The organism is Flavobacterium limi, from assembly GCF_010645075.1.
Classification (GTDB): domain Bacteria; phylum Bacteroidota; class Bacteroidia; order Flavobacteriales; family Flavobacteriaceae; genus Flavobacterium; species Flavobacterium limi.
Genome location: NZ_JAADZV010000001.1, coordinates 286,706 through 309,178, shown reverse-complemented (window position 1 = coordinate 309,178; position 22,473 = coordinate 286,706). Strand labels below are relative to the sequence as shown.

The following is a 22,473-nucleotide window of genomic DNA, read 5'->3' as shown; positions in this document are numbered from 1 at the left end:
ATTAATATCATGAAAAAAAATCTATTTAGAATAGCATTATTGAGTACTGTTATTACAGCCTTAACGTTAGGGAGCTGTAGTAGTGACGACAACAATTCAGGAACGGATCCCAATCCACCTGCAGATGATACACGTTGGATTTCTATCACCGGATCTTTTCCTGATGAGTCAGGATCTGCCGGAGATGGAGGTACCCGTGCCTTTGCCATTACCACTGAGAATGCTGCAAATCCAGACTATGAAGTAGATCTTTTTAAAATGAGTGGAGAGAAATACGTTGTAGGATTTGCATTAAAATCAGATCGTACTGCACGTGTTCAGGCTTCTGAAGATGGTAAATTTCTTTACAATATACAATATACAGGAACAGACGGCGGTGTTTTTAATAAATACAGTGTTGGTGGAGCAGAAAAATACACAGAAGTTGGTTCTGAATTAAATACTGCGAGTATTTTAGGAACAGCACCTCGTTGGGTTAAAGCTGCAGAAGGTATTGGTGTAGGTGTTTTTTCAAGTACTGTAACAACAACTTATACAGGAACTGTTCCAAACTTTGTTTATGGCAACAGAGACTGTGAAGTAAAAATTGCAGTGATAGATTTAAATAATACATCAATTACGAATACTGCTATATTTAATTTTCCATGGTCAGATGCAGAAAGAGCTGCTGGTTATAGTGTAGGTCGTATAGATGTACCAGTATTAAATCAGGCTAAAAACAAACTGTATATTGGTTGTAATGTAGCAAAAGTAGACCCTACAAAAACACCAACTCCAAATGCTAGTGGTGTACCTGTATGGCCATCTGATGCTGCTAATATTAATGGTACAAAAACTTTGGTAGTAGATTACCCTTCTTTAAGAAACCCTAAAGTTATCACTTCTACTTTAACAAAAGTTAACAATCACGGATACCGTACAATGACTCAATATGTGGGTACTGATGGTCATCTTTATCAAGGTGTATTTAGTAACTCAGGTGGATATGAAATATTACGTATTAGCAAAACAACTAATGATTATGATCCATCTTATCATTTTAATTTGAATACTGCTTTAGGAATCACTGGAGCTAATATAAAAGCATTGAGATACGTTAAAGACGGTATTGCTGTTGCTCTTTATACCATAACAGGTACTCCTGGAGGATATGTTGCTTTATTAGATTTAAATACTCCTGCAAACTCTGTTAAATTAGCCACAGAAGTTGAAACAGATGCTGCACTGTCTACTACTTTAGGTCAGTTCCAAAATATTGGTCTTGTTGGTGATAATGTATATCTTCCGTTAACTCCGGCAGGAAAAGATGGTAATATTTACATTGTAAATTACAAAACCAAAACAATCAAAAAAGGAGCTAAGTTGAAAGCTGCTTCAGGAAGTTTCTATCTAGGTGCTTACTAATGTTGCCCTAAAAAAACAATTATAATTTAGTTTAAAAACAGGTGTTGATTTATCAGCATCTGTTTTTCTATTTTAAAGAATTTTCAAGACATAAAAAAACCTATCTCGTAATAGCGAAATAGGTTTTGATAATTTAATAAATCGTTCTTTTAAACGTTCTTCAAATTGATGATTTCCTGATCTGTCAAAAAGCGCCAGTTGCCTCTTGGCAGGTTCTTTTTGGTCAGACCGGCAAAAGAAACACGGTCAATACGTAAAACATTGTATTCAAAACTCTCAAAAATCGCACGAACCACTTTTACATTTGCAGTACGTAATTTAAGTCCTACTTCACTTTTTGGCTCGTTGTCAATATAACTTACTTCCTCCACAAAAACACGGTGTCCTTCAAGAACAAGTCCTTTGCTGATTTTTTCCAGATCCTCAAATTTCAGGTTTTTATCCAATGAAATCTGGTAAATTTTAGATGATTTCTGATTCGGTAAAGTAAACTTTCGAATCATATCATTGTCATTCGTAAACAGTAACAAACCAGTTGTATTTTTATCCATTCTCCCTACCGGCGCTATCTTAGCATTTGTAGCACCACGTACCAATTCCAGAACATTACGATATTCCTGACCTTCGTCTAATGCAGTTGTAAAGTTTTTAGGTTTGTTCAGTAAAATATATTCCTTCTTTTCCGGAGTCAGTGTAACGCCGTCAAAGTTTACAACATCGTTCAATTTTACTAAATAGCCCATTTCAGTAACCGGAACCCCATTTACCTTAACATTTCCAGACTGAATATATATATCGGCATCACGACGCGAACAAACACCTGAATTCGAAATATATTTGTTCAGACGAATTTCGTCAGATGCTTTTTGTCTTTTTGGAGCCTGATTCTGTTTTTTGAATTTTGCAGCTTTTTCTTCTTCCGCTGCCTTAACAGCCGGATTCACTTTCTTCGGCCCTTGCGCACGCTTTGCCATAGGAGGTTTTGGCTTGCCGGAGTTTGATCTTGAACTGTTTGGTCGCGATCCGCCTCTTTTATTGTTGCCTTCCTTATTGTTCATAAATTCTGTAATTTGTGCAAAGATAGGTTTTTCCTGCTAATAATCTTAAGTTCAATGTTGTTAGATTGATAGCTCTATGCTTAGATTGATTTGAAGCATCACATGAGGCTTTTTTTAAAGATGGTTTCCCGTTTTCCGTTCCCAATCTTTTATTTTTTAAAGAACAAAATAAAAGGATTTCCACTTCAACCGGGGCTAGTTTCAAACAATTGGCTTCTTTTAAAGATTTAGTTATTCCACAAAGCTGCTCAAAGTTAGAACAGAGCTACACAAAGTTTTTTAAAAGTTCTTTGCGAATCTTTGCGAAAATTCTCTGTGCATCTCTGCGGAACAAAAAACTAAAAATTCGATATCAATTGTTTCCCGTGCCACAAAACACTCGGGTTAATCAAAACAATACAAAAGACACCCGAAACAATCAAAAATTTTAGGACATTATGAAGCAGTAGATATTGTTCCTTAGAATTTGATTTCCATAAATAAAGCAGAAAAAAAAGCATCGCTCCAAAACACACATAAAAGTAAATATCCATGTAACCCACATCATAAATATTAATCAGTACATAAACCGGAAGTACAGTCAAAAAGGTCAAAACTGTAATGATTTGTTTAGAAATGGTTTCATTATAAAGAATTGGAATAGTCTGGTAATTATTAGCTAAATCCCCTTTTAGATTCTCCAGGTCTTTTATCATTTCACGGATCAGTAACAATAAAAAAAGAAACATGGCATGTGCCGAAATTACGGCAAAATGACTTCTGTGATTTTCAATTTCATCAAATGAAATGTGGTGGTAAAAAAAATAAAGTAAAATGGCAAAAAAAGGCAGTACAGCCATAAAAGCCGCTGTCAGATTTCCAATAATAGCATATTTTTTTATCTTATGAGAATAAAACCAAATCAGGAAAATATAAGCTGAAAAAAATAAGGCAGCACGCCAGGAAACAATCAGAGCAATTAGAACAGCCATAAAATTCAAAGAAAAATAAACCGAAAGTTTTGTTTTCTGACTTACAAGACGATCCAGCATCGATTTGTTGGGCCTGTTGATCAGGTCTTTCTGGCTGTCGTAAAAATTATTGATGATATAACCCGAAGCAATTGTAATGGCCGAAGCAAATACAATCATGAACAAATACGAATCCAGTAAAATATCAAGGGCTCTTTTTTCAGGAGCCAGTATAAAAATAGCTGATAAATATTGTGCCAGAACAATAATCGGAATGTTGTAGCCTCTTACCACAGAGAACAGACTGACAATTTTCATTACTAAAAGTTTGTGCTGCCTGCTTAACATCATACGGGTTTAAAGTTGAAAAAAGGTTAAAATTAGAATTGATAAACAACTTCTAATTTATAGTCTTTTAAAGAAACTTTAGCGCGCTCCAAATCTTGAGTAAAACCAAGAATGTAACCACCGCCACCTGATCCGCAAAGTTTTAAATAATAATCGTTTGTGTCAATTCCGTGCTGCCAGATTCCGTGAAACTGCTCCGGAATCATTGGTTTGAAATTATTTAAAACGACTTTAGAAAGCTTTTTAGTATTGGTGAACAACGATTTCATGTCGCCATGCAAAAAGTTATCTACGCAGGCATCTGTATATTTTACAAACTGGTTTTTAAGCATAGTGCGGAAACCTTTGTCTTTTAGGTTTTCCATAAAAATATTGACCATAGGAGCTGTTTCACCCACAATTCCTGAATCTAACAAAAACACAGCACCTTTACCATCAAAACTCTGGGTTGGAATACCGGTTGCTTCAATATTATCTTTAGAATTAATTAAAATGGGAATACTCAAATAGCTGTTTAATGGGTCAAGACCGGAACTTTTTCCGTGGAAAAAACTCTCCATATTCGCAAATATGTTTTTTAGCTGCAATAATTTTTCACGGGTCAGATTCTCAAGAACCGTAATTTTATGAGTCGCATATTTATCATAAATAGCCGCAACTAACGCTCCACTGCTGCCTACTCCATATCCTTGTGGAATACTGGAATCAAAATACATTCCGGTTTCAACATCGCTTTTCAAGGATGCCAAATCAAAAGCAACCAGATCAGGCTGTTCTGTTTGTAAGTTTTCCAGATAAACGCTATATCGTTTTAAACTAGCATTAGAGGCAATGGCTTCCGCAGAAGGATTTTCATCTCTCTTCAATGCGCCATTGTAAAAATTATAAGGAATAGAAAGTCCTTTAGAGTCGCGAATGATTCCGTATTCTCCAAAGAGTAATATTTTTGAGTAAAATAAAGGTCCTTTCATATGTTTATTTTATGTCTTTCTTTATTTGATTTGGGTCTTGTCTTGTGTCGAAAAAGTTGATAATCGTTATTTCTTTTGTACTAAAAACATAATAAAAAGTAGTCTGGCTTGTTAAAACACATTTTCTAATCATCTTGTTATTCTCGCTGCATGGAAAACTTTCCGGATGTAAGACAATTGTTAAAATTGATTTATCAAATTTTTTCAGAAAATCAACTTTCCTTTTTGTTGACCATTTTTGCTCAATGTAGTTCAGAATGTTTTCAAAAGATCTTTCGGCTCTTAAAGTAAATTTGACATTTCTCAACGTAAACCGTGTCTTTTTAAAATTGATTCGTAACTCACAACTTCTCCTCTTTCAAATTCTTGCATACTTAGTTCAAGATCTTCTTTTTGTGCATCAGTCAAATCATCCCACCAGTCTTTCTTTTCTTTTTTTAAAATTTTCCTGATCGATTTAATGATAGCAGGATCTTCAGTATCAGCTAACATTTTTATCAATTCTAATTTTTCTAACTGAATGTCCATAATCAAAATTTTAAATAAAGATACGCAAAATTATAATGCAACTGCACCTGTTCCAATTTCGTCGCAAATGTACTGACCATTTTGACAAAAGCCAACTAATTCGTTCTTAATAAATTGTAATACTTTTTCTTTAACATTTTCAGGATACAAAACATGTACATTGGCTCCGGCATCCAATGTAAAACAAACCGGAACATGGGTTTCGTTTCTGAATTTCCAAATAGCATTGATAATCTGTAACGTATTTGGTTTCATTAAGATATAATATGGCATGGAAGTCATCATCATAGCATGTAATGTCAGAGCTTCACTTTCTACAACCTTAATAAATTCGGTTACATTCCCGTTTTCAAAAATGGCAATTAATTGATCCAGATTTTCATGTGCCTGTGCAAAACGTCTTTCGGCATACGGATGATTGTGCATCAGATCGTGTCCAACCGTACTCGAAACTTGTTTTTCACCTTTGTCAACCAATAAAATGGTATCCTGATAATTCTCGAAATTTTCATGAATTGTGTATGGAAATTCAACTCCAAACAAGTCTGTACTTCCTTTTAGATTCTTTTGTTCACCCCAAACTACAACATTTCCTTTTACGCTTCTACAGGCACTTCCGGAACCTAAACGGGCTAAAAAGGATGCTTTCTGGTAAAAATATTCGTCTGTTATTTCAGGATTCAGCAGTTTTTCCAGACTCATAAAATTCATTGCCAAAGCTGCCATCCCCGAAGCCGAAGAAGCAATTCCGGAACTGTGCGGAAACGTATTATGTGTATCAATCGTAAAATGATAGTCTTTCAAAAAAGGCAGATACACTTCGATTCGTTCTAAAAACTTTCTGATTTTTGGCTTGAAATCCTCTTTTGGTTTTCCTTCAAAAAGCAAATCGAAAGAAAAACCATTTGTCACACTGAGCGGAGTTGAAGTGTCTCGTTTCTCAAAAGCCAGTTTTGTGACCGTTTTGCAATTATTCAGCGTAAAACTTACTGATGGATTCGCCGGAATCTGGTTGTCTTTTTTCCCCCAGTATTTTACCAAAGCAATATTGCTGGGAGCGCTCCATTCGAAATTTCCGTTTTCGACTGTTGAAGAATATGTCTTAGGAATAAAATCAGCTGCTGTAAACATGAATTATAAAATTTTGGCAAAGATAGTTTTTAAATTTTTTCACCATGTAAGTAATATAAGAAAATGTAAGCTGGAAACTTACAAAGAATTATATCAAAGTAAAAGTTAAATGAACTTACATCACTTATATGGTTTAAAATTTCTTTTGCCTATTTTTGGATACAAAATTTGATACAATGAATAAAATCGTCAAAATAGCAATAGCAATAATAGTTTGTCTGGCAGTAGGATATTCTGCAAGTATGGTAACAAGACCAAGTGTAGCAGAATGGTATCCAACAATTGAAAAACCATTTTTTAATCCGCCCAACTGGATTTTCATGCCGGTCTGGACATTGCTTTATATTTTTATGGGTATTGCTGCCGGTTTAGTATGGGATAAAATAAAAGAGCAAAATGAGGAGGTTAAAAAAGCTTTAGGATTCTTCATAATTCAGTTAACACTGAATGCTGTCTGGTCGTATTTATTCTTCGGACTGAAAAATCCGATGCTGGCCTTAATCGAAATTGCACTTTTATGGCTGATGATTTATGAAACGTACTTAAAATTCATCAAAATCAATAAAACGGCAGGTTATTTATTGATTCCGTATTTGGCATGGGTAGGTTTTGCAACGATTTTGAATGCGAGTATCTGGTGGCTGAATAAGTAACTTTTGTTTCAAGTTTGTTTTTGTTTCAAGTTTAATCAATGCGTTTACTTTATGAATAAATTTAAGGTTTTTCTAATTGTTTTAGTTTTGATTTCGTTTAAGAGTTTTGCTTGTTTGAATGGCGAAACTAAATATTTAAAGAATGGTGAAAGAGTTTATATTGACTTTCGGGGTCTTGTTCCTCATGGACATAATTTTACTATTTCTGATTTTCCAAAACTTATAACTGAACTCGACAGACTATATAAAAAGACGAAAGATATCGATTATTTGTCTGATAAAGGATATGTATTAATTGTACAAAAGAAATATGAAGAAGCTTTAAAACTATATCTTTATATTGAAAAAATTGAACCTAATCGATATTCTACAGCTTCAAACATTGGAACTTTATATGAGTTGACTGGAGAAAATCAAAAAGCATACAATTGGATTAAAAAATCTATTGAAATTAATCCTGAATCTCACCATGGTTCTGAATGGCTGCACTTGAAAATACTGGAGGCTAAAATAAAAGACATTAAAAATGTTTCCGGTGATTTTTTAACAAATAATAGTTTTGGGAAAGAAGCTATTCCGAAAACAAATTTGTCTAACAAACAATTAAAGCAATTTGCTCAGTCTCTATACTTTCAAGTGAATGAAAGAATGAGCTTTATTAAACCTGAAGATCATATTATTTCGGTTTTACTTTTTGAACTTGGGAACGCAGTTAAAATTATAGGTGAAAACCAAAACGCTATACAAATTTACAAAAAAGCCAAAGAGTATGGTTTTAAAGATAAAATAATTGACAAAAGGCTAAACTCGCACAATGAAATCAGAGCGGGTTATGGCAAAATAGAAAATCAAAAAAAATCTGAATCTATAAATAATAACAAAAAATTGATATTTGGATTTATTATATCCATAATTGGCGGAGTAGTATTCATTGGCTTAATACTTTTTTATGCTAAATCGAAAAATTTAAAGAATACATAGTCCTAGGATTTTAAAACTTATACTAAATTATCTGTTTTAATTCTTGCTATTATTTTAGCCTTCGTAAACTCATCATTTTTAGCATACAAAAAATCCATCAGAGCCAAAATATTTGGATTGTTCAGAAGTGTTTTAGATTTAGGATCAACATCGCAAAATTCAAGAAACAGCTCTTTTTCTTCGGGTTTTAGTTTTAAGTTTTTCTCAAAAAAAATCAGGATGTAGCGTTTTTTTAGGTTTAATAAAAAGTGTTTACAAAATCTCCAACAATTCCAAAGGAGTATTGATAACCACTTTTGCTCCGCTTGCTTTCAGTTCTTCTTCAGTTCTGTAGCCCCAGGTAACACCAACCGGAAACATTTCGGCATTCAAAGCGGTTTCAATATCAACATCCGAATCGCCTATGAAAAGAATTTCTTCAGGTTTTAAATTCCAGTTTTTACTGATTTCAATGGCCTTAAAGGGATTTGGTTTTTTGAGCTCTTCTGTGGTTAAACCTGCAATTGCATCAAACAAATTAGGGAATAATGCCTCCGTTACTTTTTTAGTCAGTTCATCAGCTTTGTTAGAAAAAACAGCCAGTTTGATTCCTTTTGAATCTAAATCATGTATCAATTCGGCTATTTCTTTGTAAGGTTTGGTTTTCTGAACACAATTGGTATCGTATGTTTTTAGCATATTTTCAAAACAAACTTCTACCTCATCCTCAGTATTGTTGGATGAAGGCAAAGCTCTGGCAACTAATTTTCTTAGGCCATTGCCAATAAAATATTGATACGTATCGTAATTGTGGGTTGGGTAATTTAGATCGGTAAGAACGGTATTCATCGCATCTGAAATGTCTTCTAATGAATTAACTAATGTTCCGTCTAAATCAAAAATAATTCCTTTAAATTTCATTTTTATATTAAATATTATTGGCTAAAATAAATCCGCTTGTCCAGGCATTCTGAAAATTAAAACCTCCGGTAATGGCGTCAATGTTTACAATTTCACCCGCAAAATACAGATTTTGGTGTAATTTGCTTTCCATGGTTTTAAAATTGATTTCTTTTAAATCGATTCCGCCTGCGGTTACAAATTCTTCTTTAAAAGTGCTTTTTCCGTTGACTTTAAATTCAGCTTTGGTTAATTGTGACGTTAAGTTCTGTAATTGATTCTTAGATAAATCTGCCCATTTCGTTTCTGAATCAATTCCCGAAGCCAAAACCAGACTTTCCCACAAACGATTTGGAAACTCAAAAGGAGATTTTTTTGAAACGGCTTTTTTGGCATGTTCCTGTTTTAATTCTTTCAGGATTTTTTCAGTATCTTCGGTATCAACATCATTTAGCCAATTGACGAAAATCGTAAACTGATAATTTTTATCGTGAAGGATTCTTGCTCCCCAGGCTGAAAGTTTCAGAATCGCAGGACCGCTCATTCCCCAATGGGTAATCAATAAAGGTCCGGTTGATTCAAGTTTAGTGTCTTTTACATTAACCGTAACTTGTGCCGCAACTCCGGGTAATTCTTTAATTCTCGGATCTTTTATATTGAAAGTAAACAAGGAAGGAACCGGACTCACAATAGCATGACCTTGTTCCTGAAGCATTTCCCAGATTTTCGGGTTGCTCCCAGTTGCCATTATTAGTTTTTCAGCTGCGTAATTATCTGTTTGTGTGTCAATTTTCCAGTGATTTTCTTTTTTGAAAATTGATTGTACGCTTTGTCCTGTCAATATTTTGATACCTAATTTTTCTGTTGCTTTTAAGAAGCAGTCAATTATCGTTTGTGACGAATTTGAAACCGGAAATAGTCGTCCGTCTTCTTCAATTTTAAGTTCGACACCATGTTTTTCAAACCATTCAATAGTATCTCCTGAACAAAATTGGTGAAACGGTCCGCGAAGTTCTTTTTCGCCACGTGGATAAAATTTAACCAATTCATTCGGTTCAAAACAAGCGTGTGTTACGTTACATCGTCCTCCTCCGGAAACACGGACTTTAGAAAGCACTTCTTTTCCTCTTTCTAAAATGGCAATTTTCAGCTTCGGATTTTTCTCAGCAATATTGATTGCGGTAAAAAAACCAGCTGCGCCTCCGCCAACGATGATGATGTCGAAATTTTTAATCATATTTTATCTGGATTATCAGAGATAATTCCGTTTACTTTATAACTTTTTACTTTTTGTATATCTTCTTCAGTGTTAACAGTCCATGGTAAAACCCAAAAACCTTTTTCCTGCATTTTGCAAACATTTTCAGCATTCAATAATTGAAAATCGGGATGAATTGCTTTTGCTTTTATCGATTCGGCGAAAGCCAAAGCATCATCTATATTTTCTTCGGTTAAAACACCAATCGGGATATTTGGATTTAGGTCTTGCACTTCTTTTAAAGCATTCCAGTCAAAACTTGAAATGATAAAATGTTCGTAGTTCCAGCCTTTTTTATTGATGTATTCTTCAATTAAAGAGACAACCTGCTTTGAAGTGTCGGCGTTTTTTAATTCGACGTTGATGAAGCATTTTTTATCTACTAAATCAAAAACTTCATTTAATGTCGGGATTTGATGTTTATCTGCGATTAAAAATGATTTTAATTCGGATAGTGTGAATGTGTTTACTGCACCTTTTGCGTTGGTCATTTTATCGATTGTATCGTCATGCATTACGATGATGTGTCCGTCAGCGCTGAGGTGAACGTCCAGTTCGATTCCGTCTGAATTTAATTCTAAAGCTTTTTGAAAAGCCTGAAGCGTGTTTTCGGGTTCGTATGCTTTGGCTCCCCTGTGTGCAATTTTTAACATAGCTAAAAAAATTAACCACAAAGGTCGCAAAGTTTTACGCAAAGGGCACAAGGAATTTATCAAAAAATAAATAGCAAATTGAAACGCCTCCTGTTTAAGTTGCCAGCAAGCCGATTTTAACTCTATAATAAAAAAGTTATTTTTTTTAAAAAAAACAGACAGACTGGTCTGTTTTTTTTCATACCTTTGTTGAGCAATTAAGAAATTATGAGTTTACCAAAAGAAAGAATATTAGAAAAAGCCTCTGTTTTATTTCATCAGCAGGGTTATAATAGTACAGGAATTAATCAAATTATAAGTGAAGCAAATGTTGCAAAAGCAAGCTTTTACCAACACTTTAAATCTAAAGATGACTTATGTATCGAGTTTCTGAACAGGAGACATCAATATTGGTTTGAAGAACTTTCAAATTATACTTCAAATTCAAAAAAACTGAAGGCAAAAGTTATTTCTGCTTTTGATTTCATTATTCATATGAATGAAAAAGAAAATTTCAGAGGATGTTGTTTCTTGAATATCTTATCCGAAATATCAAAAGATCAAGAAAATATTCTTACGGTTATTCAAGCTCACAAAAATGATTTGAGAATTTTCTTTAAACAAGTGCTCGAAGATGAATTATTGGCAACACATATTTATCTTCTATTTGAAAGCGCTATCATAGAAAGCCAATTATTCAAATCAAATGAAATCGTAAACAAATCCAAATCAATAATAAACAGTCTAATTTAAAGAATTACAAAATGGAACAAAAACATCCGCTTCCACCTTTTACGCTGGAAACCGCAAAACAGAAAATTCAGATGGCCGAAGATGCCTGGAACTCACAAAATCCAGAAAGGGTTTCGTTAGCTTATACTATTGACAGTGAATGGAGAAACCGAAGTACATTTGTTAACGGAAGAGAAGAAATTGTAAAATTCTTAACTGATAAATGGAATAGGGAATTGAATTATAAGCTGAAAAAAGAGTATTGGTCGCATTCGGAAAATAGAATAGCTGTCAGATTTGAGTATGAATATCAAAACAAAGACGGAAAATGGTTTAGAGCTTACGGAAATGAAAACTGGCAATTTGACGAAAATGGATTAATGGAAAAGAGATACGCAAGTATAAATGACATTGAAATAAATGAGTCAGAAAGATATCTGTAAAATGAACAGCAGGTAACAGCAGCTACACGCCATTGCTCGTTTTAGGTGAATTTAACGGTTTATTTTCATAACTTCGTTCAGGGCAGCAGAAAATACTCCGCTCCAAACACCGCAACTGACGTGTAGCTTCGAACCTTTAGAAAACTATACTTCTATGTGTTTAAATATTTTTTACTGCAATTCTAAAATCAAGGCTGATTTGGATTCCAAAGTAATTTCAGAATCTAAATCGAATGTTTTTCCTGTGATAACATCTTTTCCTGATTTAAAGCTTTTCATGCTTTCTTTGAAACGATTGGTTTTTACAACTTGTTCTTTTGCATTGTTATTAAAAACCACCATTACTGTTTTAGAATCAGTATATCTGAAATATACATATGTATTGTTTTCAGGAATATAATGGGTCATTTTTCCGAAATGAACGGCTTCATTTGTTTTTCTCCAATTGAATAATTTTGAAGTGAAATCAAAGTAAGAGGCTTGTTGCGAAGTTCTTCCTTCCTTTGTAAAAGCATTGTTTTTATCGCCAGCCCATCCGCCTGGGAAATCCTGACGAATATCGGCGTCGCCTCCTTTGCTTTTGTCTCCGCCCATTCCAATTTCTGAACCATAATAAATCTGTGGGATTCCGCGAACTGTAGCAAGTAAGGTCATAGCCAGTTTGTATTTCGCCAGATCATATTTAAAAATATGATTCATGCGATCTGTGTCATGATTTTCGGAAAAAACCAAAAGATTATTTGTATTTGGATATAAATAATCCATCGCAAAATTGTTGTAAAATTTAATCAGACCACCATCCCAGTTAGGTGTATCGTCGTTGAATACAGAACCAATCTGGCTTTGAAGTGTAAAGTCCATTACACTTGGTAAATTCGAATTATAATCCTTAATAGCTCCAATTTTACTGTCTTTTTGCCAAAAAGCTAAATTCGCTTGATTGTGCATCCAGATTTCACCTACAATATTGAAATTAGGGTATTCAGTTGTAATTGCTTTTGCCCAATTGGCCATTGCAGTTTTGTCTGAATAATTGTAAGTGTCTACTCTAAACCCATCCAAATTGGCAAATTCTATCCACCAAATAGCGTTTTGCGTTAAATATTTTGCCACAAGCGGATTTCTTAAATTTAAATCCGGCATTGAAGGCACGAACCAGCCGTCAACGCAAACTTCCTGGTCAATTTTTGAAGCATGCGTATCCGGAATTACCTCACGTCTGTGATGTGTTTGTGTATAATTTTCAAACTGATTGATCCATGATTTAGTTGGTAAATCTTTGATCATCCAATGTGTAATTCCCCAGTGATTCGTTACATAATCCATTACGAGTTTCATGTTTCTTTTGTGCATTTCGGCAGCAAGACGGGCATAATCATCATTGGTTCCGTAACGCGGATCTATTTTGTACACGTCCGATTGTGCGTATGTATGATAGGAATACTCCTTGTCGTTGTCTTCGCATAATGGTGTGCTCCAAATTGTTGTTGCGCCAAGAGACGAAATATAGTCTAAGTTTTTGATGATTCCTTCGATATCTCCCCCGTGACGTCCGCCCGGCAAAGCACGATTGCCTTTTTCAGCCAAAGCAGCATTACTATCGTTTTTCGGATTTCCGTTTGCAAAACGATCCGGCATAATCAGGTAAATCAAATCTGATGAGTCATAGCTTTTTCTATCCGCAGAATTGGCTCTTCTTTCTTTAAGCGTATATTTTTGTTTGAAAGCAACTTTGTTTTTCAGTTTAAACGAAAAAGTAAGTTCAGAAGCTTTTACATCTCTTGTATCAATGGTTACAAACAGATAATTTGGATTTTCTGTTTTCTCGACATTTTTAATGACAACATTGTTGGAAACCGAAGCTTCGTATTGTGAAATATTTTTCCCGTAGAACATAATTTGTAATTCCGGATTTTTCATTCCGGCGTACCAGAAAGGAGGTTCTGTTTTTTGGATTTGCGCTTTCGCGGAAGCGGAAAATAACAAAACCAAAAAGGCTAATTTAGAGATGAGTGCTATTTTTTGGTTTTTCATAGTTTTTCTTTTATTTCGATTTCCTGCAAGGTTTTCAAAACCTTGTAGGTATGGAATTGAGTAAAGATTTAGAAAAACCTACAAGGTTTTGAAAACCTTGCAGGATCTAAACATTAGAAAAAAGACAAGTAATCAAGGGGGAATTACTTGTCTTTAGAAAAATTACTTCGTTTCAATTATGCTAATTGCGTAACCTCCGCCTGGAGCAGAAAGCTGCGATAATTTTGATTTGCTTGTAACAGCAATTTTTTTGATAGTGTAAGCCTGCGGATTTGTTTTGTAATGCGCATCTTTTGCATCAGCGTAAATTGTTGCGGTATATTTTTTCCCTTTTTCAAGGAAACTGAAATCGATGTTTGAGATACGGGAAGTTTCTCCGTTTACGTTACCTACGAACCAGTTGTTTGTTCCTTTTGCTTTACGCGCAACTGTAACAAAATCTCCAGGTTCAGCCTCGATATATTTACTTTCAGACCAGTCTACAGCAACATCTTTAATGAATTGGAAAGCATCCGGAAAACGATTGTAGTTCTCCGGGGTATCAGCCGCCATTTGCAACGGGCTGTACATCGTAACGTATAATGCCAATTGATTAGCCAAAGTACTGTTTACATGCGATGTGTTTCCGGGATTCATTTTGCTGATATCCATTTCGAAGATTCCGGGTGTATAATCCATTGGACCACCTATTAATCTTGTAAAAGGCAATACCGTAACGTGGTTAGGTTTAGAACCTCCAAAAGCCTGATATTCGGTTCCTCTCGCGGCTTCGTTTCCGATTAAGTTTGGATATGTTCTGGCTATTCCTGTTGGACGGATCGCTTCGTGCGCATTGACCATAATTTTATAATCAGCTGCTTTTTCGACTGCATATTGGTAGTGGTTTACAATCCACTGGCTATAATGGTTTTCGCCGCGAGGCAAAATATCCCCTACATAACCACTTTTTACAGCATTGTATCCGTTATCGTTCATGAATTTATATGCTGCATCCATGTGGCGTTCGTAGTTGCGAACAGATCCGGAAGTTTCATGGTGCATGATGATTTTTACGCCTTTAGCTTTCGCGTAAGCGTGTAAACCTTTCACATCAAAATCCGGATAAGGTGTTACGAAATCAAAAACATAATCTTTAGAATGTCCGAACCAGTCTTCCCAGCCTTCGTTCCACCCTTCAACTAAAACAGCATCAAAACCATGCTGCGCCGCAAAGTCAATGTATTTTTTTACGTTAGCATTAGTTGCCCCGTGTGTTCCGTTTGGTTTAGCTTTGGAAAAATCCGTAACACCCAATTGAACGGTTGGAAAATCATTTGTATAAGACCAGGAACTTTTTCCTGTAATCATTTCCCACCAAACTCCGATGTATTTTACGGGTTTAATCCACGAAGTATCCTCAATTTTTGAAGGATCGTTTAAGTTTAAAGTCATTTTTGATGAAAGGATTTCTCTCGCATCATCGCTTACCATAATCGTTCTCCAAGGCGAGTGACTTGGTGCCTGCATATATCCTTTATCACCTTTTGCATCCGGCGTTAACCAGGATTCGAAAATCATGTTTTTATCATCCAGATTCAAATGCATGCAAGAGTAGTTGATCAAAGCCGCTTCGTGCAGGTTGATGTAGATTCCTTCATTTGTTTTTAACATCAAAGAAGTCTGAACTCCAGTCGGAGAAAAAGATTTTTGAGAAACATTAGCCGTATATGCTTTTTCAGACAAACCTCTTATTTCTGACAATTTCGATTTGGTATAATCATATTCCTGAGTATCGTAATCTCCCGGAATCCAGAAAGCAGTGTGGTCGCCCGCCATTGCAAATTGAGTTCTCTCCTCTTTAATAACAAAATAAGTAAGGTTCTTTTGTGCAGGAAATTCATATCTAAATCCTAAACCATCATTGAACAAACGGAAACGGATTATGATTTGCCTATCTGTACTTTTTTGGTTTAGAGTAACTGCCAGTTCGTTATAATGATTTCTGATGTTGTCAACTTCTCCCCAAACCGGTTTCCATGTTTCGTCAAAAGTGGACGTTTTGGTGTCAGCAATTGTAAAATCGTTCAGTAAAGATTTTTTGTCATCTTTAAGTTCCAAACCTAATTTACTGGTTTTTACAACTTCTTTGTTTTTGTATTTTAAATTGTAAGTGGGAGTTCCGTCGCTTTGAAGCGAAAATTCCATTACGAACTTTCCTTCGGGAGATTTTAATTGTTGCGCTTTAGCAATCGTGCTAACGGCAAACAAAACTAAACTTGCGAAAAATATTTTTTTCATATTTTATTTTTTTAATGTTATATGCAGGTTTTAGAAATAAATTTTCTCTTTTTGTCATTTCGACCAGAGGGAGAAATCACACTAGAAACTCAACAAAGATTGGTGATAGTCTCAATGGAGTTCCTCATAGGATTTGCTTTGTCTTTTCGCTGTCGCTCGGGTCTCCTTCGTCAAAATGACAAAATTGTCAAATCTGTAATTTGTTTTTTTAGTTTTTAAAGTATTGTAATTTAATGAATTTTAGCGAGTTGCCTGCTTGCAATTAAAGGTTTTCCATTTACTATAATCGTTAAATCATGGTCGCCGTCAACAGTAAAAGTTGTTTCGGTATGACTTACTGTAACTTTTAAAATCTGATGCCTGAAATTGATTTTAAACGAATATCCTTTCCATTCTTTTGGAATTTTTGGAGAAAAATGAAGCTGGTCATTTTTCACACGCATTCCGCCAAAACCTTCTACAATACTCATCCAGGTTCCGGCCATTGATGTAATGTGACAGCCTTCTTCAACTTCTTTGTTATAGTCATCCAAATCCAGACGGGAAGTTCTCAGATAAAAAGTATACGCCATATCCATTTTATCTAAAGCTGAGGCCTGAATCGAATGTACGCAAGGCGAAAGCGAACTTTCGTGAACGGTAAACGACTCATAAAATTCAAAATTTCGTTTCAATTCTTCTTTAGAAAAATGATCTTCGAAGAAATAGAAACCTTGTAAAACATCGGCTTGTTTAATGTACGGTGAACGTAAAACACGATCCCACGACCATTTTTGGTTAATTGGACGCTGTGATTTATCTAAATCTTTTACGCGAACTAATTCTTTGTCCAGGAAACCGTCCTGCTGCAAATAAATCCCTAATTCCTCCGATTTTGGGAAATAAATGTTGCCTGAAACTTTTTTCCATTCTTTAATTTCTTCAGATGAAAGCGTTACTTTTTCTAAAACTCGTTTGTGATCTGCCGGATATTCTTTTGCCACTTTTTCAATTTGTTCGGCAGCAAAATCAATACACCATTTTGCGATATAATTGGTGTAAAAATTATTATTGATGTTGTTTTCGTATTCGTTTGGTCCAGTAACACCCAGAATAACGTACTGATTTTTATCATTAGAAAAAGAAGCTCTCTGATGCCAGAAACGTGCAATTCCGATTAAAACTTCCAGTCCTTTTTCAGGGATATAAGAGTAATCTCCGGTGTAGCGGTAATAGTTGTAAATTGCAAAAGCAATCGCTCCGTTTCTGTGGATTTCTTCGTGTGTGATTTCCCATTCGTTATGGCATTCCTCACCATTCATGGTCACCATTGGATACAAAGCTGCACCGTTTTTGAAACCTAAATTGTCTTTCGCGTTTTCAATCGCTTTATCTAATTGATTGTAACGATACGTCAATAAATTTCGGGCAACTTCCTGATCTTTTGTAGCCATGTAAAACGGAATACAATATGCCTCTGTGTCCCAATATGTTGATCCTCCGTATTTTTCTCCGGTAAATCCTTTTGGGCCAATGTTTAATCGACTGTCTTTTCCGGAATAGGTTTGGTTCAATTGAAAAATATTGAAACGGATTCCCTGCTGTGCCTTAACATCGCCTTCAATCGTAATATCTGACATTTCCCAGATTTTTGCCCAGGCTTCAATTTGATTTTGAAGTAAAGTTTCATAGCCTAAACCAACTGCCGTTTTAATTACTTTTTCGGCTGCAGCCAAAGTGTTTTCGTGATTTAGAGAAACGGTATAACCTCCAATTTTCTGAATAGATGAGGTTTGCCCTTTTGCGATAATCGTTCCATAAGTAAATTGTACCTTATCAATGGTAGAATCAATTGCAGAAGGAGAAATATTCACATTTTCACCATTGGCCAAAATCGTATTGTGCATAAAAGTAGTGACTTTAAAATGCGTTTTAAACGTTTTTGCTGTTACAAAAGCTTCACTGTTTGATTTTTTCACCTCTAATGGTTTCCAGAATTTTTCATCCCAATTGGCGTCTTCATTGGTTACACCAGCGTCAATATAGGGTTTATATACAATTTTGGCATCTTTGTTTAAAGGCGTAATATCGTATTTAATGATTCCTGCTTCATCTAAATCCAAAGAAAGAAAACGACGGACATTCACTGCGATTTCAGTTCCGTTTTTCAGCACAGCCTCAAAAGAACGATTGTACCATCCTTCTTTCATATTCAGTTCCCTGCGAAAGTTGCGAACCTCATCGCAATTGTTTAAATCAAGGTTTTCTTCATTGATTTCGATATTAATTCCGATCCAGTTGGGAGCGTTCAATACTTTGGCAAAATACTTTGGGTAGCCGTTTTTCCACCAGCCTACTTTGGTTTTATCGGGGTAATAAATTCCGGCAATGTAACTTCCCTGAAAAGTCTCGCCGGAGTACGTTTCTTCAAAATTGGCCCGCTGTCCCATAGCCCCGTTACCCAGGCTGAAAAGACTTTCAGAAGATTTGACACTTTCGGTATCAAATCCTTCTTCTATGATGGACCAGTTGTCTGGTTTTATATAATCCTGATTCATTTTTTTAAGAGTTTTTTGTTGATTGATTGAATGATTGATGGTTTTTAATGTGGTAATTGGTCAATTACATAATCAGATAATTTTTTCAAGCATATCTAATTGGCACATTGACTAATTTTCAAATTTTCTCATTGACTAATTAGTCGGTTAATGAAGTTTTCATCCACGAAAGTGAAATCTTTAAAAACATAGTCGGCTTCCTGTAAAATGGTTTCCTCACCAATTCCTACACTTACCATTTCTGCAATATTGGCTGCCTGGATTCCGGCAACAGAATCTTCAAAAACGATTGCATTTTTTGGTTCAATATTTAGTAATTGAGCCGCTTTTAGGAAAACTTCCGGATCTGGTTTTGCATTGGTGACATCATTTCCGTCAACAATAGCATCGAAGTAAGACAGAATCCCTGTTTTCTCTAAAATTGGTCTTGCATTTTTACTGGCAGAGCCCAATGCAATTCCCTGATTTTTGTCTTTTAAAAGTTTTAGGATTTTAGAAACCCCCGGAAGAATCTCACTTTCGTCCATGTCAATTAGATAAGATAAATAATCCTCATTTTTCTGAATTAACATTTTGTCTTTATCAGCCCGCGAAACCTGGACGTTTCCTAATTCTAAAATGATATCTAATGAGCGCACGCGGCTTACTCCTTTAAGTAATTCGTTATGTTCGTGTGTAAAATTTATATTTAACGCTTCTGCGATTTTTTGCCAGGCCAAAAAGTGATATTTGGCGGTATCGACAATGACTCCATCAAGGTCGAAGATGAATGCTTTTTTCATTTAAAAAGGAGAAAACTTAATTTATGATTTTAGAATAGCGTCGTCTACATCTTTTACTTTGTAGACTAAAAGTGCGGCAATTAAGAAACTTACACCACTTGTGATTAAAGCATAAATTGCTTCACCATTGTAAAGATATTTTACGATAGGACCTCCAATTAAGGCATTTACAATTTGTGGAATTACAACAAAGAAGTTGAATATTCCCATATAAACTCCCATTTTTTTAGGCGTAATCGAGCCGGCAAGAATCGCATAAGGCATCGCCAGAATGCTAGCCCACGCAATTCCAATTAAAATCATTGGCAAAACAACCCAGTCTTCATTTGGCATGAAATAAATGGATATTAAACCTATTCCTCCTACAACCAATGATAAGGAATGCGTGGCTTTACGTCCTATTTTCTTGGCGATATACGGTAAGAAAAATAAAGCTACAATAGCAGAAACAAAGTTGTAGACACCAAACAAAATTCCGACCCAGTCACCTGCATTTTGATATTGCTGGCTTGATGTATCGCTAAGCGGTAATTTGTAAATATGGTGTGCAATTGCCGGAGTGGTAAAAACCCACATCCCGAATAATCCAAACCAGGAGAAAAATTGCACCCAGCTAAGCTGACGCATGGTGGCTGGCATTTTTGCAAAATCGGTGAAAATGTCTGTGATTTTTGATTTTTCCTTAGAATCAGAAACCACCTCATTTTGCGGATCTTCAAATTTTGCCAGTTCTTCAGGGGAGTATTCTTTAGTTGTGAAGAGGGTCACCAAAATAGACCCAACTAAAACTGCTGCCCCAATGATAAAAGAGAGCGTCAGGTTTAATGGTACACTTCCTGTAACGGTGTTGTTAGGTACATCAAACCATTTTGTTAAAACGTAAGGAAGTGCTGAACCAATTACGGCTCCAAAACCAATTAATGAAGTCTGAATACTAAATCCTGCTGTACGCTGATCTGTTCTTAAATTATCTCCAACAAGGGCACGAAACGGCTCCATGGCAATGTTGAAAGAAGCATCCATAATCATTAACATTCCGGCTCCAACCCACAGAGCAGGCAATACTGAAATGAAAATATTAGCCTGTGGCATCAAAATTAACCCAACCGATGCTAAAATTGCCCCAACTAAAAAGAAAGGTTTTCGTCTGCCGAATTTTCCCCATGTTCTATCACTGTAATGACCAATAACCGGCTGCACTATTAATCCCATAAGGGGAGCAATAATCCAGAACCATGAAAGTTCATGTACGTCGGCACCAAAAATTTGTAGAATTCTGCTGGCATTTGCATTCTGAAGTGCAAATCCCATTTGTATTCCCAGGAATCCGAAACTCATGTTCCAAATTTCACAGAAACTTAATTTACGCTTTTCCATTATCGCAATTTGTAAAAATTATACGATAAGCGCTTTGCTTATCAAAACTTACTATTTATTTCGAAGTAAAAGTAAAAGCTTTGAACCAGGCTGTAAATATAGAAATATATTTCAGTTTTTTGTTTTATAATAGCAAATAAGAGTTAAGATTTTTCACTACAAGGTTGTAGTAATGAATTAAATAAGAAAAAAGTGCTATTAAAATTAATAATGATAAAGGGCAAAACAAAATTTCAGGTTTAGACACCGTTAATCACTTTGATTTGATGATTTGAAAATTAGTCTGTAGATTCTCTTTTTATAAGATGCGTTTCGATTACCTCTGTTGTGTAATTTTCATTTTCTTCATCGTCATGTTCTGCTTCGAGTCTTTCGATAAGCATTTTAGCGGCTTTATTGCCCATCTTTTTTCCACTTTGGCTAACAGTTGTAATACTTGGTGTCGAATATTTAGATATAATTCCGTCAGTAAAAGCGATTACAGCCAAATCTTCGGGCACTTTAAGTCCCATTTTATTTGCAGTTTTTATAATCGTTACTGCAAAAAGTTCATTCACAGCAAAAACAGCATCAAAAGCCCTGTCATGTAAAAGCTGGCTAATGGTTATTTCACAGGTATCTACGTCTTCAATTTTTATAATCAGATCCTCGTTGAACGGCAGTCCGTTGTCTAATAATGCTTTTTCGTAACCATCGGTTCTCAGTTTCCCAACGCTAACATAATCAACAGTAGTAACAAGTGCTATTTTTTTTCTTCCGCTATCAATCAGACTCTGAACTGCTTCATATGCAGCAGCTTTATCGTCGATTATTACTTTATCACATAATATATCATTGGTTACGCGATCAAACATTACAACCGGCATTCCCTGATTGATCACCTCGGTAATATGATGAAAATCGCCTTTGAACTGCGTTTCTTTAGAAAGCGACATGATAAAACCGTCAATACTTCCGTTGGCTAACATTTCCATATTCAGAACTTCTTTATCAAAAGAATCATCCGATAAACAGATTACTACACTGTACCCATTTTCGTTTGCAACCTGCTCAATTCCGTCAATTACGGTAGAGAAAAAATAATGTACAATTTCCGGAATGATAATACCAATACTTTTGGTTTTTCGGTTTTTTAAACTAAGGGCAATGTTGTTGGGTTTATAGTTGTAAAATTTTGCAAAAGCCTGCACTTTTAATCTTGTTTCTTCGCCAATTTCTGAACTGTTCCGTAATGATTTTGAGACAGTTGAAATAGACACATCCAGCTCTTTTGCAATCTGTTTCAGGGTTACTTTTCGTTTCATGATGCTAATCTGTAAAAAATGTTATTGATAATAAAGGTATTGTAAATTTCCATAAATCATAATTTTATTCCTAAAAAATGAAAATAACCTATAAACTTTTCAACACTACCACGTTTTCGTAGCTATTTGCGAAATGCCTCATGTCGAACATGTTAATTATTTCCTAATCTTTGAAACTCGAAGTAAAATTAAAA

Annotated in this window: 20 protein-coding genes; 5 read left to right on the top strand and 15 right to left on the bottom strand. The window is 35.1% G+C overall.

All coding sequences use genetic code 11. The features are described from left to right. The first annotated feature begins 9 nt into the window (after window positions 1–9). Window positions 10–1,404 (top strand): hypothetical protein, encoded by a 1,395-nt coding sequence (locus GXM16_RS01330; protein ID WP_163391970.1) that lies wholly within the window; start codon window positions 10–12, stop codon window positions 1,402–1,404. 149 nt (window positions 1,405–1,553) lie between these two features. On the opposite strand, the gene GXM16_RS01325 is transcribed toward GXM16_RS01330, so the two are convergent. From GXM16_RS01325 to GXM16_RS01305, 6 genes are all read right to left on the bottom strand, one after another. After that, window positions 1,554–2,462 (bottom strand): pseudouridine synthase, encoded by a 909-nt coding sequence (locus GXM16_RS01325; RefSeq protein ID WP_163391968.1) that lies wholly within the window; start codon window positions 2,460–2,462, stop codon window positions 1,554–1,556. Between the two features lie 338 nt (window positions 2,463–2,800). Further along, entirely contained in the window at window positions 2,801–3,760 is a 960-nt protein-coding gene (locus GXM16_RS01320) for a geranylgeranylglycerol-phosphate geranylgeranyltransferase (protein ID WP_163393224.1), read from the bottom strand. Window positions 3,761–3,792: 32 nt separating this feature from the next. Further along, window positions 3,793–4,731: a mevalonate kinase family protein gene (locus tag GXM16_RS01315; protein ID WP_163391966.1), complete on the bottom strand. Its 939-nt coding sequence runs from the start codon at window positions 4,729–4,731 to the stop codon at window positions 3,793–3,795. 4 nt (window positions 4,732–4,735) lie between these two features. Further along, window positions 4,736–5,038, bottom strand: coding sequence for a type II toxin-antitoxin system RelE/ParE family toxin (locus GXM16_RS23035; RefSeq protein WP_341874161.1), 303 nt, complete (start codon window positions 5,036–5,038; stop codon window positions 4,736–4,738). Beyond that, the gene (locus tag GXM16_RS01310) at window positions 5,035–5,259 is read right to left on the bottom strand and encodes a hypothetical protein (protein WP_163391964.1); all 225 of its coding nucleotides are present in this window, start codon (window positions 5,257–5,259) and stop codon (window positions 5,035–5,037) included. Before GXM16_RS01310 ends, GXM16_RS23035 begins: the two co-directional genes overlap by 4 nt. Window positions 5,260–5,289: 30 nt before the next feature. Continuing rightward, entirely contained in the window at window positions 5,290–6,390 is a 1,101-nt protein-coding gene (locus GXM16_RS01305; RefSeq protein ID WP_163391962.1) for a diphosphomevalonate decarboxylase, read from the bottom strand. 176 nt (window positions 6,391–6,566) lie between these two features. Between GXM16_RS01305 and GXM16_RS01300 the strand changes: the two genes are divergently transcribed. Further along, window positions 6,567–7,043: a TspO/MBR family protein gene (locus GXM16_RS01300; protein ID WP_163391960.1), complete on the top strand. Its 477-nt coding sequence runs from the start codon at window positions 6,567–6,569 to the stop codon at window positions 7,041–7,043. A gap of 51 nt (window positions 7,044–7,094) precedes the next feature. Then, the gene (locus GXM16_RS01295; protein WP_163391958.1) at window positions 7,095–8,024 is read left to right on the top strand and encodes a tetratricopeptide repeat protein; all 930 of its coding nucleotides are present in this window, start codon (window positions 7,095–7,097) and stop codon (window positions 8,022–8,024) included. Window positions 8,025–8,276: 252 nt separating this feature from the next. Here GXM16_RS01295 and GXM16_RS01290 read toward each other — a convergent pair whose 3' ends face one another. The 3 genes from GXM16_RS01290 to GXM16_RS01280 are packed head-to-tail and all read right to left on the bottom strand — an operon-like array spanning window position 8,277 to window position 10,814. After that, entirely contained in the window at window positions 8,277–8,924 is a 648-nt protein-coding gene (locus tag GXM16_RS01290; protein WP_163391956.1) for an HAD family hydrolase, read from the bottom strand. Window positions 8,925–8,931: 7 nt separating this feature from the next. Continuing rightward, window positions 8,932–10,140 carry a BaiN/RdsA family NAD(P)/FAD-dependent oxidoreductase gene (locus GXM16_RS01285; RefSeq protein WP_163391954.1) on the bottom strand — a complete coding sequence of 403 codons (1,209 nt, stop codon included), beginning with the start codon at window positions 10,138–10,140 and terminating at the stop codon, window positions 8,932–8,934. Continuing rightward, on the bottom strand, window positions 10,137–10,814 hold the full coding sequence (locus GXM16_RS01280) for a glycerophosphodiester phosphodiesterase (RefSeq protein WP_163391952.1): 678 nt from the start codon (window positions 10,812–10,814) through the stop codon (window positions 10,137–10,139). The genes GXM16_RS01285 and GXM16_RS01280 overlap by 4 nt, the downstream gene beginning before the upstream one ends. 207 nt (window positions 10,815–11,021) lie before the next feature. On the opposite strand from GXM16_RS01280, the gene GXM16_RS01275 reads away from it, so the two are divergent. Next, window positions 11,022–11,546, top strand: a complete 525-nt coding sequence (locus GXM16_RS01275; RefSeq protein WP_163391950.1) for a TetR/AcrR family transcriptional regulator — start codon at window positions 11,022–11,024, stop codon at window positions 11,544–11,546. Between the two features lie 11 nt (window positions 11,547–11,557). Beyond that, entirely contained in the window at window positions 11,558–11,968 is a 411-nt protein-coding gene (locus tag GXM16_RS01270; RefSeq protein WP_163391948.1) for a nuclear transport factor 2 family protein, read from the top strand. A 171-nt stretch (window positions 11,969–12,139) separates the two neighbouring features. Here GXM16_RS01270 and GXM16_RS01265 read toward each other — a convergent pair whose 3' ends face one another. The 6 genes from GXM16_RS01265 to GXM16_RS01240 all read right to left on the bottom strand — a co-directional run bounded on the left by GXM16_RS01265 (window position 12,140) and on the right by GXM16_RS01240 (window position 22,279). Beyond that, complete coding sequence (locus tag GXM16_RS01265; protein ID WP_163391946.1) at window positions 12,140–14,002, bottom strand: glycoside hydrolase family 13 protein; 1,863 nt, start codon at window positions 14,000–14,002, stop codon at window positions 12,140–12,142. Between the two features lie 162 nt (window positions 14,003–14,164). Beyond that, window positions 14,165–16,279: a glycoside hydrolase family 97 protein gene (locus tag GXM16_RS01260; protein WP_163391944.1), complete on the bottom strand. Its 2,115-nt coding sequence runs from the start codon at window positions 16,277–16,279 to the stop codon at window positions 14,165–14,167. A gap of 230 nt (window positions 16,280–16,509) precedes the next feature. Beyond that, window positions 16,510–18,816 (bottom strand): glycoside hydrolase family 65 protein, encoded by a 2,307-nt coding sequence (locus GXM16_RS01255; RefSeq protein ID WP_163391942.1) that lies wholly within the window; start codon window positions 18,814–18,816, stop codon window positions 16,510–16,512. Window positions 18,817–18,944: 128 nt separating this feature from the next. Continuing rightward, window positions 18,945–19,598, bottom strand: coding sequence for a beta-phosphoglucomutase (gene pgmB / locus GXM16_RS01250; RefSeq protein ID WP_163391940.1), 654 nt, complete (start codon window positions 19,596–19,598; stop codon window positions 18,945–18,947). A 21-nt stretch (window positions 19,599–19,619) separates the two neighbouring features. Then, window positions 19,620–20,975, bottom strand: coding sequence for an MFS transporter (locus GXM16_RS01245; protein ID WP_163391938.1), 1,356 nt, complete (start codon window positions 20,973–20,975; stop codon window positions 19,620–19,622). Between the two features lie 278 nt (window positions 20,976–21,253). Further along, window positions 21,254–22,279 carry a LacI family DNA-binding transcriptional regulator gene (locus tag GXM16_RS01240; protein WP_163391936.1) on the bottom strand — a complete coding sequence of 342 codons (1,026 nt, stop codon included), beginning with the start codon at window positions 22,277–22,279 and terminating at the stop codon, window positions 21,254–21,256. Window positions 22,280–22,473 lie beyond the last annotated feature (194 nt).

What these genes read in the sequence shown, in the direction of transcription:
- GXM16_RS01330 (WP_163391970.1), top strand. Translation starts at nt 10, where the DNA reads ATGAAAAAAAATCTATTTAGAATAGCATTATTGAGTACTGTTATTACA.
- GXM16_RS01325 (WP_163391968.1), bottom strand. Translation starts at nt 2,462, where the DNA reads ATGAACAATAAGGAAGGCAACAATAAAAGAGGCGGATCGCGACCAAAC.
- GXM16_RS01320 (WP_163393224.1), bottom strand. Translation starts at nt 3,760, where the DNA reads ATGTTAAGCAGGCAGCACAAACTTTTAGTAATGAAAATTGTCAGTCTG.
- GXM16_RS01315 (WP_163391966.1), bottom strand. Translation starts at nt 4,731, where the DNA reads ATGAAAGGACCTTTATTTTACTCAAAAATATTACTCTTTGGAGAATAC.
- GXM16_RS01310 (WP_163391964.1), bottom strand. Translation starts at nt 5,259, where the DNA reads ATGGACATTCAGTTAGAAAAATTAGAATTGATAAAAATGTTAGCTGAT.
- GXM16_RS01305 (WP_163391962.1), bottom strand. Translation starts at nt 6,390, where the DNA reads ATGTTTACAGCAGCTGATTTTATTCCTAAGACATATTCTTCAACAGTC.
- GXM16_RS01300 (WP_163391960.1), top strand. Translation starts at nt 6,567, where the DNA reads ATGAATAAAATCGTCAAAATAGCAATAGCAATAATAGTTTGTCTGGCA.
- GXM16_RS01295 (WP_163391958.1), top strand. Translation starts at nt 7,095, where the DNA reads ATGAATAAATTTAAGGTTTTTCTAATTGTTTTAGTTTTGATTTCGTTT.
- GXM16_RS01290 (WP_163391956.1), bottom strand. Translation starts at nt 8,924, where the DNA reads ATGAAATTTAAAGGAATTATTTTTGATTTAGACGGAACATTAGTTAAT.
- GXM16_RS01285 (WP_163391954.1), bottom strand. Translation starts at nt 10,140, where the DNA reads ATGATTAAAAATTTCGACATCATCATCGTTGGCGGAGGCGCAGCTGGT.
- GXM16_RS01280 (WP_163391952.1), bottom strand. Translation starts at nt 10,814, where the DNA reads ATGTTAAAAATTGCACACAGGGGAGCCAAAGCATACGAACCCGAAAAC.
- GXM16_RS01275 (WP_163391950.1), top strand. Translation starts at nt 11,022, where the DNA reads ATGAGTTTACCAAAAGAAAGAATATTAGAAAAAGCCTCTGTTTTATTT.
- GXM16_RS01270 (WP_163391948.1), top strand. Translation starts at nt 11,558, where the DNA reads ATGGAACAAAAACATCCGCTTCCACCTTTTACGCTGGAAACCGCAAAA.
- GXM16_RS01265 (WP_163391946.1), bottom strand. Translation starts at nt 14,002, where the DNA reads ATGAAAAACCAAAAAATAGCACTCATCTCTAAATTAGCCTTTTTGGTT.
- GXM16_RS01260 (WP_163391944.1), bottom strand. Translation starts at nt 16,279, where the DNA reads ATGAAAAAAATATTTTTCGCAAGTTTAGTTTTGTTTGCCGTTAGCACG.
- GXM16_RS01255 (WP_163391942.1), bottom strand. Translation starts at nt 18,816, where the DNA reads ATGAATCAGGATTATATAAAACCAGACAACTGGTCCATCATAGAAGAA.
- pgmB (WP_163391940.1), bottom strand. Translation starts at nt 19,598, where the DNA reads ATGAAAAAAGCATTCATCTTCGACCTTGATGGAGTCATTGTCGATACC.
- GXM16_RS01245 (WP_163391938.1), bottom strand. Translation starts at nt 20,975, where the DNA reads ATGGAAAAGCGTAAATTAAGTTTCTGTGAAATTTGGAACATGAGTTTC.
- GXM16_RS01240 (WP_163391936.1), bottom strand. Translation starts at nt 22,279, where the DNA reads ATGAAACGAAAAGTAACCCTGAAACAGATTGCAAAAGAGCTGGATGTG.